Genomic DNA, 15215 nt, shown 5'->3' with positions numbered 1-15215 from the left:
TATGAAACAAGAACAAAATCTTAATTATGAAACTAAAAATAACACATCTGCTACAGAGCGTTTCTATGACAAAATTAGAACCACTCCGTTAACAGATAATAAAGTTTTAGAAGTAAGAAATTTGCACGTAAGTTTCTCAACAGGTTGAAAGAAAACTATTCACATTGTACGTGGTTTAGATTTAGATGTGTATAAAGGTCAAATTGTTGGTTTAGTTGGTGAATCCGGTTCAGGTAAATCGGTTACTTCAAAAACATTAATTAATGTAAATCACAATGGAATTATTACTGCTGATAAAATTCAAATTGATGATTTAGAATTAACTAAAATTAAAAGACAAAGTCATTGACAATTTATTCGTGGTAAAAAAATTGGCTATATTCCACAAGATCCACTTACTTCATTAAATCCAACAAGAACAATTGGTAAACAATTACTTGATGCATTAAATACTAACAGTGAGTGAAAAAACAAAAAATACACCGAAAAAAGGGAATATCTTATTGGTTTACTTAAACAATTTGGTTTAAGAAATGCTGATGCTATTTTCAAAGCTTATCCACACACTCTTTCTGGTGGAATGAAACAGAGAATTGTTATTACCATGGTAGTAGCACTTAAACCAGATGTGATCATTGCTGATGAACCTACCACTGCACTTGATCCAACTGTGCAAGCTTCTGTACTTTCTCTCTTTGAAAGTATTAGACAGCAATACAATATTGCAATTATTTTAATTAGTCACAACATTTCAGTTATTGCTAAATTCTGTGATTACATTTATGTAATGTATGCAGGTAGAATTGTGGAAAGAGGAACAAAAAAAGAAATTTTCACCCAACCAGCACATCCTTACACATGAGCATTAATTTCAGCTATTCCTGAAACTAAAGATGAAAAATTATTTAACATTAAAGGAACTCCACCAGATATGGCTAATTTGCCATTAGGTGATCCTTTTGCTCCACGTAATGATTATGCTTTAGAAATTGATTTTATTAAAGAACCTCCACTTATTCCAATTACCAAAACACATAGTGCTGCAACTTGATTATTACATCCAGATGCGCCAAAAGTTACTCTCTCAGATGATTTATTAAAACGTTTAAAATTATTTAAGGATGCCTTTAAAGATTATGAATAATAAAAGTGAAAGAAAAGTTATTTTATCAATTGATAATTTAAAAAAATACTTTGTTAATCAAGGCTTTATAAACAAAGCTGTTGATGGAGTATCTTTTGACGTTCATGAGGGAGAAATTGTCGGTTTAATTGGAGAATCTGGTTCAGGAAAAACCACAGTTGGGCGTACTATTCTTAGACTTTACGATGAATTCAACGGGTTTGTAAGATTAGATGGCAAAATTATTTCTGGTAAGAAAATTTCAAATAGCTTGAAAAAATTTTTACACAAAAATGTGCAAATGATTTTTCAAGATCCACATGCTTCATTGAATAGTCAACAAAATATTTTTACAATTTTAAAAGAACCTTTATTAGTTAATGGAATTATTAAAGAAAGAATTAGCGATATTTTTAAAGACTGATTAAAAGTTAAAAAAGCTTTCAAATATCAATTCCAAATTAAAGCTATGGAATTAGAATTAGCTAATTTAGTTGAAATTAATAAGTTGGCTGAACCACTTTTTACTAGATGAAAAAATACTTTTAGCAATTTTAAATTTCAGGAAGATTTAGATTTTGATGATAATTTCAACTCATTTTTCAGCTATCTAGATGAAAAACAACAAGTTGAAAGTGTTATTATCAATAACATGTATTCAAATACAAATAAATTGATTGAATATTATTATGAAATTCAAAAACAATACCGTAGTAAAAAATTGCCACAAGTTGATTTAGCTTTAGAAAAAGCACAAACACATTTGGCTCATCAAGAAAAATTAGCAAAAATGTCATCTTCAGCATTCAAAGCTCAAGAAGATTTGAGTAAAACTTTAAAAGAATACAAAACTTTTCTTAAAGAACAAAAAGAATTTGTCAAAAATGCTAGAAATGTAATTCATAATTTCATTATTGAATCAAAAAATGAAAAATCTTTAATTAATTTAAGTCGTTTAATGACAAGTGATTTAAATTTTTACTTATACAACTATAAAAATGAACTTTTATATCAAAATAGAGCATTTGTCTTGAAAAAATTAATTAATGATTGTCAATATCTAAACTATGATGAAATTAGAGAGCTAATCAATGAATTAGATACTTACAACAAAAAATTTTATGAACAATTTTTAGATAAAGTCCCATATCAAAAACAACTTAAAAAAGTGCTAACTGAAATTATTCAAAAGAATTTTGCTTTTGATCATGGTAAATATGCTAATAAATCAACTAAACAAGAACAAAAATTTGCTCAAAAAGACGAAGATTTTAAAGAAAAAATTCAAGTTTTAGAAAAAATTGTTAAAGAAAATACCACTCCAGAAATTACCCAAGAACAACTTAATTTAGCTAAAGGTCAATTGGAAGAAGCTAAAAGTAATTATGCTCAAGATCGTTTAAACTATCTTTCATCATTTAAAGAAAAAATTATTTATTTAAGTGAAGAAATTAAAGCAGCTAAAACTAAATATGAAGAATTAGTTGCTTTGCAAACTTTCTGTAATGAAGAATTTGCCAAGGTTAAAGAACAATACTTTAAATTTATTGAAGAGTCTATAAAAAATAATCCAAATCAAGATAATAAGACAATTGAAACAGTTCTTAAATCATACAAATCAGATTTATTAACTAGAGAAGATACTTTAAAATCATTCCATATTGAAAGAAAATATCTTAAAAAAGATATTAATAACATTTACATTCTTTTAGGTGTAAATCAAAAATGAGTTGACAAAAACTTAGTTAATAATCAACAAAATACTAATAGTGAGGCAGAAAACTATAGTAATCAAAAATGACAAAAAGTTTATAACTTCTTTGATAGTAGATATTCAATCCCATTTGCAAAAATGAAGATTGCAAATCTACTTTATAAAACTACAATTTATAAAGCTTTAGAAGATGTTGGTTTACTAAAACAATTTGCTTATCGTTATCCGCATGAATTTTCAGGTGGTCAATTACAAAGAATTGTTATTGCTCGGGCTTTAATTACTCAACCAAGAGTTATTGTTGCTGATGAACCAATCGCTTCTTTAGATATCTCAATTCAAGCACAAGTGGTTAATTTGTTAAAAGACTTATGTGTTGAGAAAAATATTGGACTTATTTTCATTGCACATGATTTATCAATGATTGAATATATTGCGGATAATGTTCAAATTATGCACCTCGGTAAAATTGTGGAACATGGTAAAACTGAAAAAATTTACGCGCAACCCTATCATCCTTACACAATTAACTTATTTAAAGCAATTCCAAAAATTTCAAATGCAAATGAAAAATTCCAAAATGTTTCATTTGATCTCGACTACTTAGAAGAACAACAATTTCCTCAAATTCCTCACAACTATGAAGTTGAAAAGGAACATTATGTTTATGGAACTAAATCACAGGTTAATAAGTGAATTTCAAATGTTAACAAAAACAATTAATTTTTTCTCCAAAATTAATTAATAATCCAAAAAAGCGTTAATTGACGCTTTTTTTATTTTTGTTTTGTTCTCTTTTTAAACCTTAAGAAAGTTTTACAATTAGAATAAATAAAAATAGACATTTGAATGCACTAGTTCAAGATTTAATAAAGTACTATATAATTAAAGTAACCATTCATTAAAACATTTATTTTCTTTTAACCAAATAACCTATAAATAAGGAGAAACATGCCATCTTTTAAAAAAAGAGCTTATAATGGTCAAGAATATTTTTTAGATGAAAAAAAACAAGTTTTAACACTTAGCCCGCAATATCATTACCAACTTTTAGACGATACTAAAATAATGCAAAGATTTAAAAAATTTGGTGGTTCTTCAATTGGCAACATTTTTCAAACAGATGCTTTTAAAAGCCCTTTTTTAGCTTTTTGTTTTATTGCAAGATTAAATCTTCCGCCTTTACAAATGAAATACATCAATGCTGGGGTTGCATTAGAACCAAAAGTTATTGAATTTTTACAGCAAAAGTTTCAAAATGATGAAATCAAGCACATTGAAGCAGCGGAAGTAGGATATGATTATTTTAAAAATGATCGAATTATTGGGGGAGTGCCTGATGGTTTAATACCCTCAAGAAAGTTAGTGTTAGAATTAAAAGCAGTCGGTAAGAAAAAAAGAGATGCATGAAGAGCTGGTAATTTACCAGAAGACTACAAAAAACAAGCTCAACTTTATGCTTATTTATTGGGTTATGATTATTATTCAATTGTAGGAACTTTTCTTGAAGAAAACGACTATTATGATTATGACAATGTTGATTTCGAAAAACAAACAGATATGTTTACTTTTAAAGTTAATAAAGAGATGGCTCAGGATGACATAAATGAAGTAAAGAAATTTTGAACTAATTACACGCAATTAGGAATATCACCTGTTTATCGTTTACCACGAGACAATGATCAAGTCGAATATTTAAAATGTCACAATGAAGAAGAATGAAGAGAATTATTTAACAAATGAAAAACAATGGGAAAAATAGATGAGGACATTAATTTTGAGTAGTAAAGAAATAAAAAACGTGACTATAAATTTTAAAAAATACTTTAATTCATATATTATGCAGCCTTATTTCATTTGAGAAAAAAAAGAAAGTGACAATGTAACTTATAAAATTCCTCAATATGACATTAATGGTTTAAAGTTATATGACGATGAAAGCTTATTCAAAGACGAAAAAAGTAATTTTGAATTTGATTTTTTTGATGCCTCTTTAGATGATGAAGAGGATGAAGAAGATGATGATTCCGCAAGAGCAGAAAAAATATGAAATCGTATTTTTGAGCAAGCTGAAGACAAAAATTGAGATTATAGTCAACGATCAGATAAGTTAATTTTTGATAAAGTTAATGAGCAATTAACCAATTTTTTGATTTATAAGATTTGAAATTTGACTAATCAAGAAAATATTTATTTTTTAAATACTTTACAAAAAGTAGATATGTTAAAAGAAGAAATGGAAAAGATTTTACAAGATGACAAAATTAATTACATTATTAATCCAGTTTTCATATATAACTATAAAACAGTGGAATTAAGCACAGAATTAATTAATTTTTATCTTAAAGCATCACCTTTTGCTTATGATAAAAAAAACCATACTATCTATTTAGCAAAATTTAAAGATTGAAATAACGTAACAGATTATTTACAAGCCAATTGAATATACCAATTAGCTAAATATAACAATCTACCTGTTAAATCTATTCAAATGATTCTTTTTGATGCTAATGCAAACAATATTAAACAAGGTGAAATTCAATTTACAATAAGTGAAGCTGCTAATCCCGGTTTAAGCAAAAAAAGTAAATCAAGTGCCTTTTCATCTAAAGTTAAGACCCCTCAAACTTACAAAGAAGAAAAATGAAATTGAATAAAATTAATTAATAACGGTCAAATTTATCAAAATTCAAAGTTCATATTACCTAAATACACTTTCATGCAAGCAATTTATGAAGAAAAACCATTAGGTAAAATTAAATTTAAAACAGTAAATAAAAATGATTTAGATCCGAAAGTAGAATTTTCTTCTAAATTTGAATTGTATTCTGAAGAAGGCGAATTCGGAAATTTTGACCAACATATAAACAAAATAATTGAAGGTTATTTTGAAAATTTACCAACTTATTTTAATAAAAATCATGAATTAATTTTAGATGAAGATTTTCACCAATTTTATGGTCGCAACAATAAACTAAAAAATCAAATTTTATTTAAAATACTAGGTTCTAAGAATCAATTTAGTCCCGGTATTTTAAAATTAAGCTCAAAACTTCCCTTCAATCAACAATATGTTGATGACTTTTCAGCATATGTAAATAATCTTAAAAAAATTCCTAATCATTTTTCTTTAGGTGCTTTATATGAAGTAAGTAAATATCTAAAGCAAGATAAACGATATATTTGATATGACTATGAAGGTGTTTCAGCAATTACTCCAATTTTAGATGGTTTTGCTCCTTATCGACAAATTACAAACCAAGTATCCATTATTGAAACAATTAATGGAGAAATTATCTATAAAAAAGGTGAATATTGCAAAAATATTGTCAAAGATCCATTAGGAATAACTTTGTTAGATATAGTAGATAATATTATTGAAGTTTATAGCAATAAAGCGGATTTTTACATTGTTTATAATAAAACTTATGAAAATACACGAAATAAAGAGATTGCTGAAGCTGTAGAAAATGCGTTTTTTTATCAAAAACATGAAATTATAGAAGGTTTAAAAAAATATAACATTTTCACAGCTAGTGATTTTTGAGAAATTGTTAACCATATAAATTCTAATACGCTAGATTTAAAAGATTTTCTTGAATCTAGTCAAATTTTTGATCATTTTTGTTTTGAAATTACTAATAATTTCATCCATTATCAAAATCGTCATTCTAATGAAATAGAACATAGTTTATCATTAGACCCAGCAAAATATACACAAAATGCATTTGCAAGCAAAATATATGCTTTTGGAGAAAAGAAAGTAAACAAAAACTTTTTTATCTATGAACTTTTAGGCAAAAAAAGTATCAAAAATATTGAAAAATTAATTACCAAAAATAATCTAAAACTTAGATATAGTGAGTTTTTCAAAGAATATAAAGATTTAGAAATTAAAAATGGAACCTTAGCAATGCAAGCAGCTATTAATCGCTATAATGGTGTAATTTTAGATAATGAATGAGCAAAAATTACTGAAAATTTAAAAGAATATTGTCAAAATGACGTGGTTGCAATGTTAGTAACTTTTTCATTTTTTGTCTTTCTTATTAATAATGTTTTTAAAAATTTTGAAACTTTGATGTACAAACTTAAAGATAATGAAATAATTGAGTTTGATAAAAATACTTACAAATTAAAAATAAAAACTAATAGTATTTAATTGCAAAGTTTATATATTCTAATATAATTTTAAATATTTATATGTCACACTAATATTAATTTAATTAATAAACTTTAGTATTAGTAATAAGTGGTAGATATATAAAAAATTAATTGGAGAAATTATGAAATTAAAATTTAAGAGAAAACTTATTGGCATTCTTGGAATTCCGAGTATTTTAGCTTTACCAATTGTTTTATCAGTTTCTGAAAAAGAAGAAAAAGAAGGAACAGAAGATCTAGAAGAATTGGTGGATCCGGCTATTGAAAAAGAAACAACTTCAAAAGATACGAAAACAACTCAATTTAATGAAATTGGTAAATTTTTGCAATTAAAATCAAGTTTTGATGCATTAATAGATTATTTTGAACAAAACACTAAAGTTTTTATTAATTCGTCAAATAAAACTAAATATCTTGGTTTTAGTGTTTTAAATAAATGAGTAGAACAGTTTAAAGCGGAAAATAATAAATTTGATCAATTTATTAAAGAATATCAAAGTAAAGAAGCAAGTGATAGCACAACTTCTGAATATGCAAAAAAATTAGAAAACATGGGACGTATTTTAGAAAGTTGAAGAGATGCTTTATATAGAATTTCTAAAGATGCTCTTGAAACATATGATTTTTTAACTGCTTTAGATGCAGAACAAATTGATTACAAAGGAACTTATTTTAATAACTTTAAAGCTGTTATTGATAAAATTGATCAAGAATTAGCCTCAGGTGATTTAAAAGCATTTAAAATGCTAGAAACTTTTACAACTGTTGATTCATATACAGATGAAATCAAAATGTCAGCTATCAAATTAGCTGAACAAATCACAACAGCAATTAACACAAGAAAACAAAATGACATCAATAATATTATTGATGATTTAAGCACTTATGTTTCAATTCTTAAAATTGCTGTAGATGAAAATAAAACATATGAAGAAAAAGTGAATGCTATTGAAGCATTTCACAATGTTAAATCAGATGAAACACAAGATTCAAAAAATACTGATTCAATTTGATTTGCAAAAAGTAAAGAACAATTAATTTCATTATTAAGTGAAATCAAATTAGTTGAAGATAAATTAGCAAATAAAAAACATTTATTTGCAGAAGTTAATAAAGTTTTAGAAGCAAATCACTTAAATGTTACTATTAATCCAGATGATAAAGAAAATTCATTGGCAAACTTAAGAGAAAAACTTAATGAATTATTAAAAACAAAAGAAAATGCAGATGGAATTAGAGAAGCTTACACAAGAAGATTAAATGAAATTTGAACAGTAGTTGGAATTTCAGCAGTTCTACTTGTTATTGTTGTAATTTTATTGGTTCAATTGAAAAAAACAAGAAACTTACAAAAAGCAAACAAAGAATTAGAAGGACAATCAGCTTAGGAGGTAGTTATGAAATTAAAAAATAAATTTATTGGAATTTTAACTGCTTCATCTGCTGCAATTTTACCTTTAGTTGCTTTATCAGCTGCTCCATCAAATCTTAGCGAATATCAAGAACAAAATGTTGGTGCTTTATTAGAACAAAAAACTGAATTAGAAAGTTTTTCAAAATATTTTGATGAAACTATTAAAACTTTAATTGAGAAAACTGAAAATAGTCAAATATCTACTTTCTTAGGTTTTGATAAAATTAAAAGTTTTGTTGAGACATATAAAGCCGAAGTTACCAAATTTGGCAATTTTATAGAAGCATTCAAAACAAAAGATAAATCATGAGAATCAACTTGAGAAGAATACAAATTATTAGCTAACATGTCAACGATGTTAAGTAACTGAAAAGATGCATTATTAGCTATTTCTAAAGATGTAGTTGATACTTTAGCTACTATAAATACTTTGGATGAAAAACAATTGGCATATCAAGAAGTGTATTTTAAAAATTACAAAACTTTACTTGAAACAATTGATGAAAAATTAAAGCCTTTCAGAACACCAGAAGCATATACAAATGTTGATTCATACACAATTTATGTTGCTAAAGTTTCTTCAGACATTGCAGCAACAACAACTGCAGCAATTTCAAAAAGAAAATCTAATGATCTTAAACACATTATCCAAGATTTAAATAAATACATTACTTTATTAAAAACAGCTGCAGATAGTTCAAAATCATATACTGAAAAAGTTGATACAATTAACGAAACACACAACACAAATAATGCAGAAACTGCAAGTGATAGTGCATGATTTGGTACAAGTAAAAGTGAATTAATCTCATTATTAACTAAATTACACAATGATGAAGAAACAAAAGCAGCTTGTGATGAATTTTTACAACAAGTAAATACAATTTTAAAAGACAATGCTATTGATGTAACTTTAGATCCAAACAATATTGAAACATCAGTTAATAATTTAGATACTAAATTAAAAGAAATGATTGCTTTAGGTCAAGCTACTGATGAAGAAGTTAAAGGTGCGCAAAGAAACTCATTATTTTGAGTTTATGTGATTCTTTTAACATTGTTAGTAATTCTTTTAATTCTTACTGCAGTAGTGATGATTAAGAAAAGATCATATGAAAAAAGAAACCAAGAATTAAAATCACAAATATAGTTAACTAAATTAATAAGTCACATAAGTGACTTATTTTTTTAAAAAAATAAAATAAGTTTTTTAAACTTTTAATATAAAATATTAAAGAATTTTTAAAATTCAAATTTGATCAAATTTATAACACACTATTGCGGATTCACTTGGGTGTGCTTTGAGAAAAAGTGCTAGGTGTTAGAAACAATGGGAAGACTAACAAACTAAAGGATACAAATTAAATATGTCAACAGAATTAAAACAAACAACTTCAACTCCTAAAGTTGAAGAAAAAGTAAAACCAATTATCTCAAGAGATAAATTATTAGAAGCAGGAACTTATTTTGGCCACAAATCAAGCCAATGAAATCCAAAAATGAAAGATTTCTTATTGCCTCAAACTAAACGTGGAATTCACATTATTGACACACAATCAACAGTGAAACGTTTAGAATTTATTTATAAACTTCTTTCAAAAATGGCTTCAAATCCACGTACCACATTTATTTTTGTTGGTACTAAAAAACAAGCTAAAGAAACTATTAAAGAAAATGCTCTTAGAACAAATAGTTTCTATGTAACAGAACGTTGATTAGGTGGAACATTCACCAACTTTGCAACTATTTCAAAACGTGTAAAAACCATGGAAGAATTAGAAAAACAAGCTGCTGAAGGTTTTCCAAATCGTACTAAAAAAGAAGCTCTTGAATTAGAGAAAAAACTTGCAAAATTACAATTAAATCTTGAAGGTATTAGAAAAATGCAAGGAACCACTAACTTCATGATTGTTGCTGATCCAATTGAAGATGAAATTGCAATTAAAGAAGCACGTAAAAAAGGTGTTAAAGTTATTGGTATTTTAGACTCAAATGCTGATCCTGATTCAGTAGACTTTGGTATTCCTGCCAATGATGATTCAGCTAAAAGTATTAATTTAATTATTACTCTTTTAGCTGATGCTATTGCTACTGCACGTGGCGGAAAAGCTAAATATGCTTATCAAGATGATGAATTAGTTGTTTTACCAAAATTCGAATCAGAAAGAAAAGAAAAACCAACTTACACAAAATCAGCAAATAGAGAAGCTAAAAAAGTTGAAGAGAGAGGTGAATAATTATGGCTCTTGATAAATTAGCTTTAATTAAAGAAGTTCGTGAAAGAACAAACGGTGGAATGGTTGATGTTAAGAAAGCTTTAGAAGCTTCTGACTGAGACGTTGAAAAAGCAATTGTTTGATTAAAAAGTAATGGAAAAATCAAAGCTGCTAAAAAAGCTGGCAGAGTTTCAGCTGAAGGATTGGTAGCAATTGCTGGCAACAATAAAAAAGCTATTATTGTTGAAGTTAACTGCGAAACAGACTTTGTGGTTAAAAATGAAAAATTTAAAGAAGCAACAAATGCAATTGCTCAAGGTTTATTAGCTGCTAATGTTGCAAATGGTGTTGATGCTAATACCGTTGTAATTAATGGCAAAGAAACTGTTGCTGAATTAGCTGAAAATTTAACTGCAACTATTGGTGAAAAAATTACTTTCAGAAGATTTACTGTAGTTGAAGCTAGTGAAGGCGAAACATTAGGTTCATTTGTTCACATTAATGGTCAAATCGCTGCTATTGTAAAAGTAAAAGGTTCAAATGAAGAAATTGCAAGAAACGTTGCAATGCATGCAGCCGCAATGAAACCTGAATATGTTTTTGTTAACGAAGTACCTGTTGAAAGAATTGAAACATTTAAAGCAGAATTTGTTAAACCAGCTGGTTTTGAAAACAAACCAGCACAAATTCAAGAAAAAATTCTTCAAGGTTCATTAGACAAAAAATTAGGTGAAATTGTATTAGTTAAACAAGCTTTCATGATGGAAGATTCTTTAACTATTGAAAAATACTTAGCAAATCACAACTCAGAATTAACAGCCGCAACACGTTATGCAGTTGGTGAAGGTATTGAAAAAGTTGTTACTGACTTTGCTGCTGAAGTTGCTGCACAAATGAATTCAAACTAATTAAGCAAATTAAAAAAGATAACTTTCTTGGAAGTTATTTTTTTTATCTAATAATTCACAAATAATTAACAGTGATTAATTAGTTGTTTAAGATTATTTCATAGAAGAATTAGTAAAAAAATTAACTAAGACTAATGACTTTTATTTTAAAACAAATTAAAGACTAAAAGAACTTTAAAAATTTTAAGATTTAAATATGGAAAATTATCAATTAAATCAAAATTATGGAACAGCACTACCTGTTTTAAAACCAATTTTATTAAATCAAGATTTTCTAACAAAAGTAAAAGGAGAGAAATTAAAATCTAACATCTTAGTTTTAATTGCTGAAGATGAAAATTATGTGTTCTTTGTATCTTGTTTAAAAGAACTTAGTGATAGTTCAATAGACGAACAAGATTTTGTGCTTATTAAACAAAATGAAGGATTAAATGAAAATGGCGAATTAACTACCATTGATTTAGCTAAATTCGTTGATTTGCGAACTATTTTTAAAATTGATTATTTCGATTTAAAAAGTAAAGTTGTAAATGATAATAATCAAATAAAAACTTTACCTTATTTAGGAATTCAAAATCAATTAGAAGTAGTTAACAAAATTAGCGATAAATTAAATTCCAAAACTAATTTACCAAAATTAGTAATGATTAAAAAAGTGAAAAATAAAAACTAAAAAATGTTTATTCAATTACAATTATTTATATGATTATCAAACATTGAAAAAAAACTTTCAAAGATGGTTTTAGTAAAGGTTACTTAATTTACTTTTTCATAGTTGTTTTCTTAACTTTAGTAATCGGTTTGAGTATTTTTCTTACTTTAATTTATAATAAAGAAACAAAAAGCTTCGAAATAGTAAAAAAAGATCTTAATTCAACACTTGCCGATACTTTTTTAGGAGTTGGTGCAACATATATAGCGGGAGGATTAGTACCAGTTTTAATTACTTATGGTTTTGGAACATCATATTTAAAACATCGTACTAGTAGAAAAATCCAAATTTTAAAAGTTCGTATCATGGAAGAAAAAAATAAAGGTAATTCATTAGAACAAAAAATCAAAATTCAAAATATGGAAAAGAATTTAAAAACTTTAGAGCAAAAAAATAAATTAGATCATAAAATTTATCGTTTAAGTTTTTACACTTTAGTTGGAATAGGATGCTTTTTTGTTCTTTTAACCCTAATTTTTACTTATATTTAAATTATGGCTTGCCATAATTTTTTAAAAAATAAAAATTTCCTTAACGGAAATTTCGGTACATTACTGATATGGTGCCCAAGACAGGATTTGAACCTGCACGGATCGCTCCACTAGATCCTTAGTCTAGCGTGTCTGCCAATTTCACCACTCGGGCATTGCTAATAAATTTTACCACAAAGCAAAATTTACTTATTAAATAATTAAACTTATTTTCTAATTAAATTTCTTTTTTTGTTGGCTTTATCACAAATAAAAAAGAAGTCTTTATATATAATTATTTAACGGCAATATTATGACTATAGGAGGAATAATATGAAAAAAACAATTGATGATTTAACTTTAGAAAACAAAGTAGTTTTATTAAGAACCGATTTTAATGTTCCAATGAATAAAGGAATTATTATGTCAAATAAAAGAATTGTTGAATCATTACCAACAATTCAAAAAATAATTTCTTCAAATGCTAAATTAGTTATTTTTTCACACCTAGGAAGAGTAAAAGAAGAAAAAGATTTGATAGAAAAAGATCTTTTTCCTGTAGCAGTTGAATTATCAAGACTTCTTAAACAATCAGTACTTTTTGTAAGAGAAACAAAGGGAGAAAACTTAGAAGCTGCTATTCAAAAATTAAAAAATGGAGAAGTTTTATTAGTTCAAAACACAAGATTTGAAGATTTAAACAACAAAGCAGAAACCAAAAATGATCTAGAACTTGGAAAATATTGAGCTTCTCTTGGTGATATTTTCATTAATGATGCTTTTGGTGCCGCACATAGAGCAAATGCTTCAACTGTAGGAATTGCACAATTTATAAAAGAAAGTGCCATGGGTTATTTAATGCAAAAAGAAGTGGCAATGCTTTCAAAATTGACAAATAATCCACAACGTCCTTATATGGCGATTGTGGGAGGAAATAAATTAGGCGATAAAATTCCTGTTTTAAATAAACTGGTTAACCAAGTAGATCGTTTATTCATTGTTGGTGGAATGGCATATACTTTTCAAATTGCAAAAGGAAGAAAAGTAGCAAATTCAATTGTCGACATGGAAAATTTGGAATTTGCCAAAGAATTTCTTAACACACATGGAGAAGCAAAAGTCTTTTTACCAATTGACTATAAAGTTTCAAAAGAATTTGCAAATACAGAACCACTAATTAACTATGTTGATATTCAAGATGGTTATAACGGAATGGATATAGGACCTAAAACTATTGAAAAATTTGCTAGAGCAATGAAAAAAGCTAAAACAATTGTTTGAAATGGACCAGCAGGTGTAGTTGAATTTGAGAACTATAAACAAGGTACTTTAGGATTAGCAAATGCCATAGCAGAATTAAAGGATGTTTATTCTGTTGTTGGTGGTGGTGATAGTGCTGCTATTATTGAAAAAGAAAATTTAACACATCTTTTTAGTCATGTTTCAACTGGCGGTGGTGCCACACTAGAATTTATTAAAGATGGTACTTTAGTTGCTATTGAAGCAATCAAAAATAAGTAATTGATATTTAAAATACTCGTTAAAGAGTATTTTTTAATTTTTTATTTAAAATAAAAAATTAAAATAAAATGACACTTTATTGTGTCATTAATTAGTCTTGATTAATTTTGGGCATAATTGATAAAGAAATAGCTTCTGGACCAGTATGCACTGCTATTACTCCAGAGTTTAGTTTACTTGAATTAATTTCTAATTTTGTTTCTTTAACTATTTTAAGCACCATTTGGTTAAATTCTTGATCTAAACCATGAATAAAGTAAAGATTATATTTTTGGTTAATTTCATCAATGTTTTTAAGGTTTGTAAAATCTATTATTTTTTCAACAATTTGAATAATTGCACCTTTAGTTCCTCTTGCAATTCCCGCAGTTGAATTTTGTGAATTTGCAAATTTAATAAAAGGAACTAATTTTACTTTTGAAAAGGCTTTTAATAAAAATTTCTTTACACCTGAAATTCTTCCACCTTTAATAGCATAATTTAAGTTAAGAGGAAGAATATAAACGATGGTGTCTTTTTGGAAGTCATTTAATTTTTCAAAAATAATATCTAAACTAACACCTTTTTCATATTCTCTTTTAATGTATTTAATAACTTCTAAAAATTGTTCACCAACATATTGATTATCATAAATATGAAAATTAGAAAACTCGCTTTTAAAATTATTAGCTGCAGAAAGCGAACCAGAAAGAGTTGAACTAATTGGAAGATAAATTACATCATCATATTCTTTTGACATTTGAGAAATAACTTCTTCCATGATGTCAAGGCGAGGTAAAGAAGTTTTATAATCTTGACTTTTATCAATAATTTCTAAAATATCTTTTGAACTTAAATCTACGCCATCTTCATAAACTTTATCGTCTAAATCAAGTCTAAAAGGAAAATAACCAAATCCTTTTTGATTAGCTTCTTCTTTACTTAAACAGCTGAATGAATCTACGATGAATCCAATTTTTTTCATATTCACCCC

12 protein-coding genes and 1 tRNA gene are annotated in these 15215 nt (G+C 26.5%); 11 read left to right on the top strand and 2 right to left on the bottom strand.

Translation table 4 applies throughout. The features are described from left to right. Position 1: 1 nt before the first annotated feature. From EXC37_RS01980 to EXC37_RS01935, 10 genes are all read left to right on the top strand, one after another. Positions 2-1144, top strand: coding sequence for an ABC transporter ATP-binding protein (locus EXC37_RS01980; RefSeq protein ID WP_029891779.1), 1143 nt, complete (start codon positions 2-4; stop codon positions 1142-1144). Beyond that, positions 1137-3560: an ATP-binding cassette domain-containing protein gene (locus EXC37_RS01975; protein WP_029891778.1), complete on the top strand. Its 2424-nt coding sequence runs from the start codon at positions 1137-1139 to the stop codon at positions 3558-3560. Before EXC37_RS01980 ends, EXC37_RS01975 begins: the two co-directional genes overlap by 8 nt. Before the next feature lie 228 nt (positions 3561-3788). Beyond that, positions 3789-4622 (top strand): MAGa7180 family putative nuclease, encoded by an 834-nt coding sequence (locus tag EXC37_RS01970; protein WP_029891777.1) that lies wholly within the window; start codon positions 3789-3791, stop codon positions 4620-4622. After that, positions 4600-6999, top strand: coding sequence for a UU173 family protein (locus EXC37_RS01965; RefSeq protein WP_029891776.1), 2400 nt, complete (start codon positions 4600-4602; stop codon positions 6997-6999). Before EXC37_RS01970 ends, EXC37_RS01965 begins: the two co-directional genes overlap by 23 nt. A 124-nt stretch (positions 7000-7123) precedes the next feature. After that, positions 7124-8389: a hypothetical protein gene (locus EXC37_RS01960; protein ID WP_029891775.1), complete on the top strand. Its 1266-nt coding sequence runs from the start codon at positions 7124-7126 to the stop codon at positions 8387-8389. Between the two features lie 9 nt (positions 8390-8398). Then, on the top strand, positions 8399-9565 hold the full coding sequence (locus EXC37_RS01955) for a hypothetical protein (RefSeq protein ID WP_029891774.1): 1167 nt from the start codon (positions 8399-8401) through the stop codon (positions 9563-9565). 217 nt (positions 9566-9782) lie between these two features. After that, positions 9783-10652: a 30S ribosomal protein S2 gene (gene rpsB, locus EXC37_RS01950; protein ID WP_006608683.1), complete on the top strand. Its 870-nt coding sequence runs from the start codon at positions 9783-9785 to the stop codon at positions 10650-10652. A gap of 2 nt (positions 10653-10654) precedes the next feature. Continuing rightward, positions 10655-11539, top strand: a complete 885-nt coding sequence (gene tsf, locus EXC37_RS01945) for a translation elongation factor Ts (protein ID WP_029891773.1) — start codon at positions 10655-10657, stop codon at positions 11537-11539. A gap of 196 nt (positions 11540-11735) precedes the next feature. Beyond that, positions 11736-12212 carry a hypothetical protein gene (locus tag EXC37_RS01940; protein ID WP_006608681.1) on the top strand — a complete coding sequence of 159 codons (477 nt, stop codon included), beginning with the start codon at positions 11736-11738 and terminating at the stop codon, positions 12210-12212. A gap of 29 nt (positions 12213-12241) precedes the next feature. Beyond that, complete coding sequence (locus EXC37_RS01935; RefSeq protein ID WP_006608680.1) at positions 12242-12742, top strand: hypothetical protein; 501 nt, start codon at positions 12242-12244, stop codon at positions 12740-12742. A gap of 69 nt (positions 12743-12811) precedes the next feature. Here EXC37_RS01935 and EXC37_RS01930 read toward each other — a convergent pair. Continuing rightward, positions 12812-12896: transfer RNA gene (locus EXC37_RS01930), tRNA-Leu, on the bottom strand. Positions 12897-13054: 158 nt separating this feature from the next. Between EXC37_RS01930 and EXC37_RS01925 the strand changes: the two genes are divergently transcribed. Continuing rightward, positions 13055-14242, top strand: coding sequence for a phosphoglycerate kinase (locus tag EXC37_RS01925; protein WP_029891772.1), 1188 nt, complete (start codon positions 13055-13057; stop codon positions 14240-14242). A gap of 91 nt (positions 14243-14333) precedes the next feature. Here the strand turns inward: EXC37_RS01925 and EXC37_RS01920 are convergent, their stop codons facing one another. Further along, positions 14334-15206 carry a DegV family protein gene (locus tag EXC37_RS01920; protein ID WP_029891771.1) on the bottom strand — a complete coding sequence of 291 codons (873 nt, stop codon included), beginning with the start codon at positions 15204-15206 and terminating at the stop codon, positions 14334-14336. Positions 15207-15215 lie beyond the last annotated feature (9 nt).

Source organism: Mycoplasmopsis columbina, assembly GCF_900660685.1.
GTDB lineage: Bacteria > Bacillota_I > Bacilli_A > Mycoplasmatales > Metamycoplasmataceae > Mycoplasmopsis > Mycoplasmopsis columbina.
The sequence above is the reverse complement of the archived record's forward strand: the minus strand, read 5'-3'. Positions and strand labels throughout refer to the sequence as shown.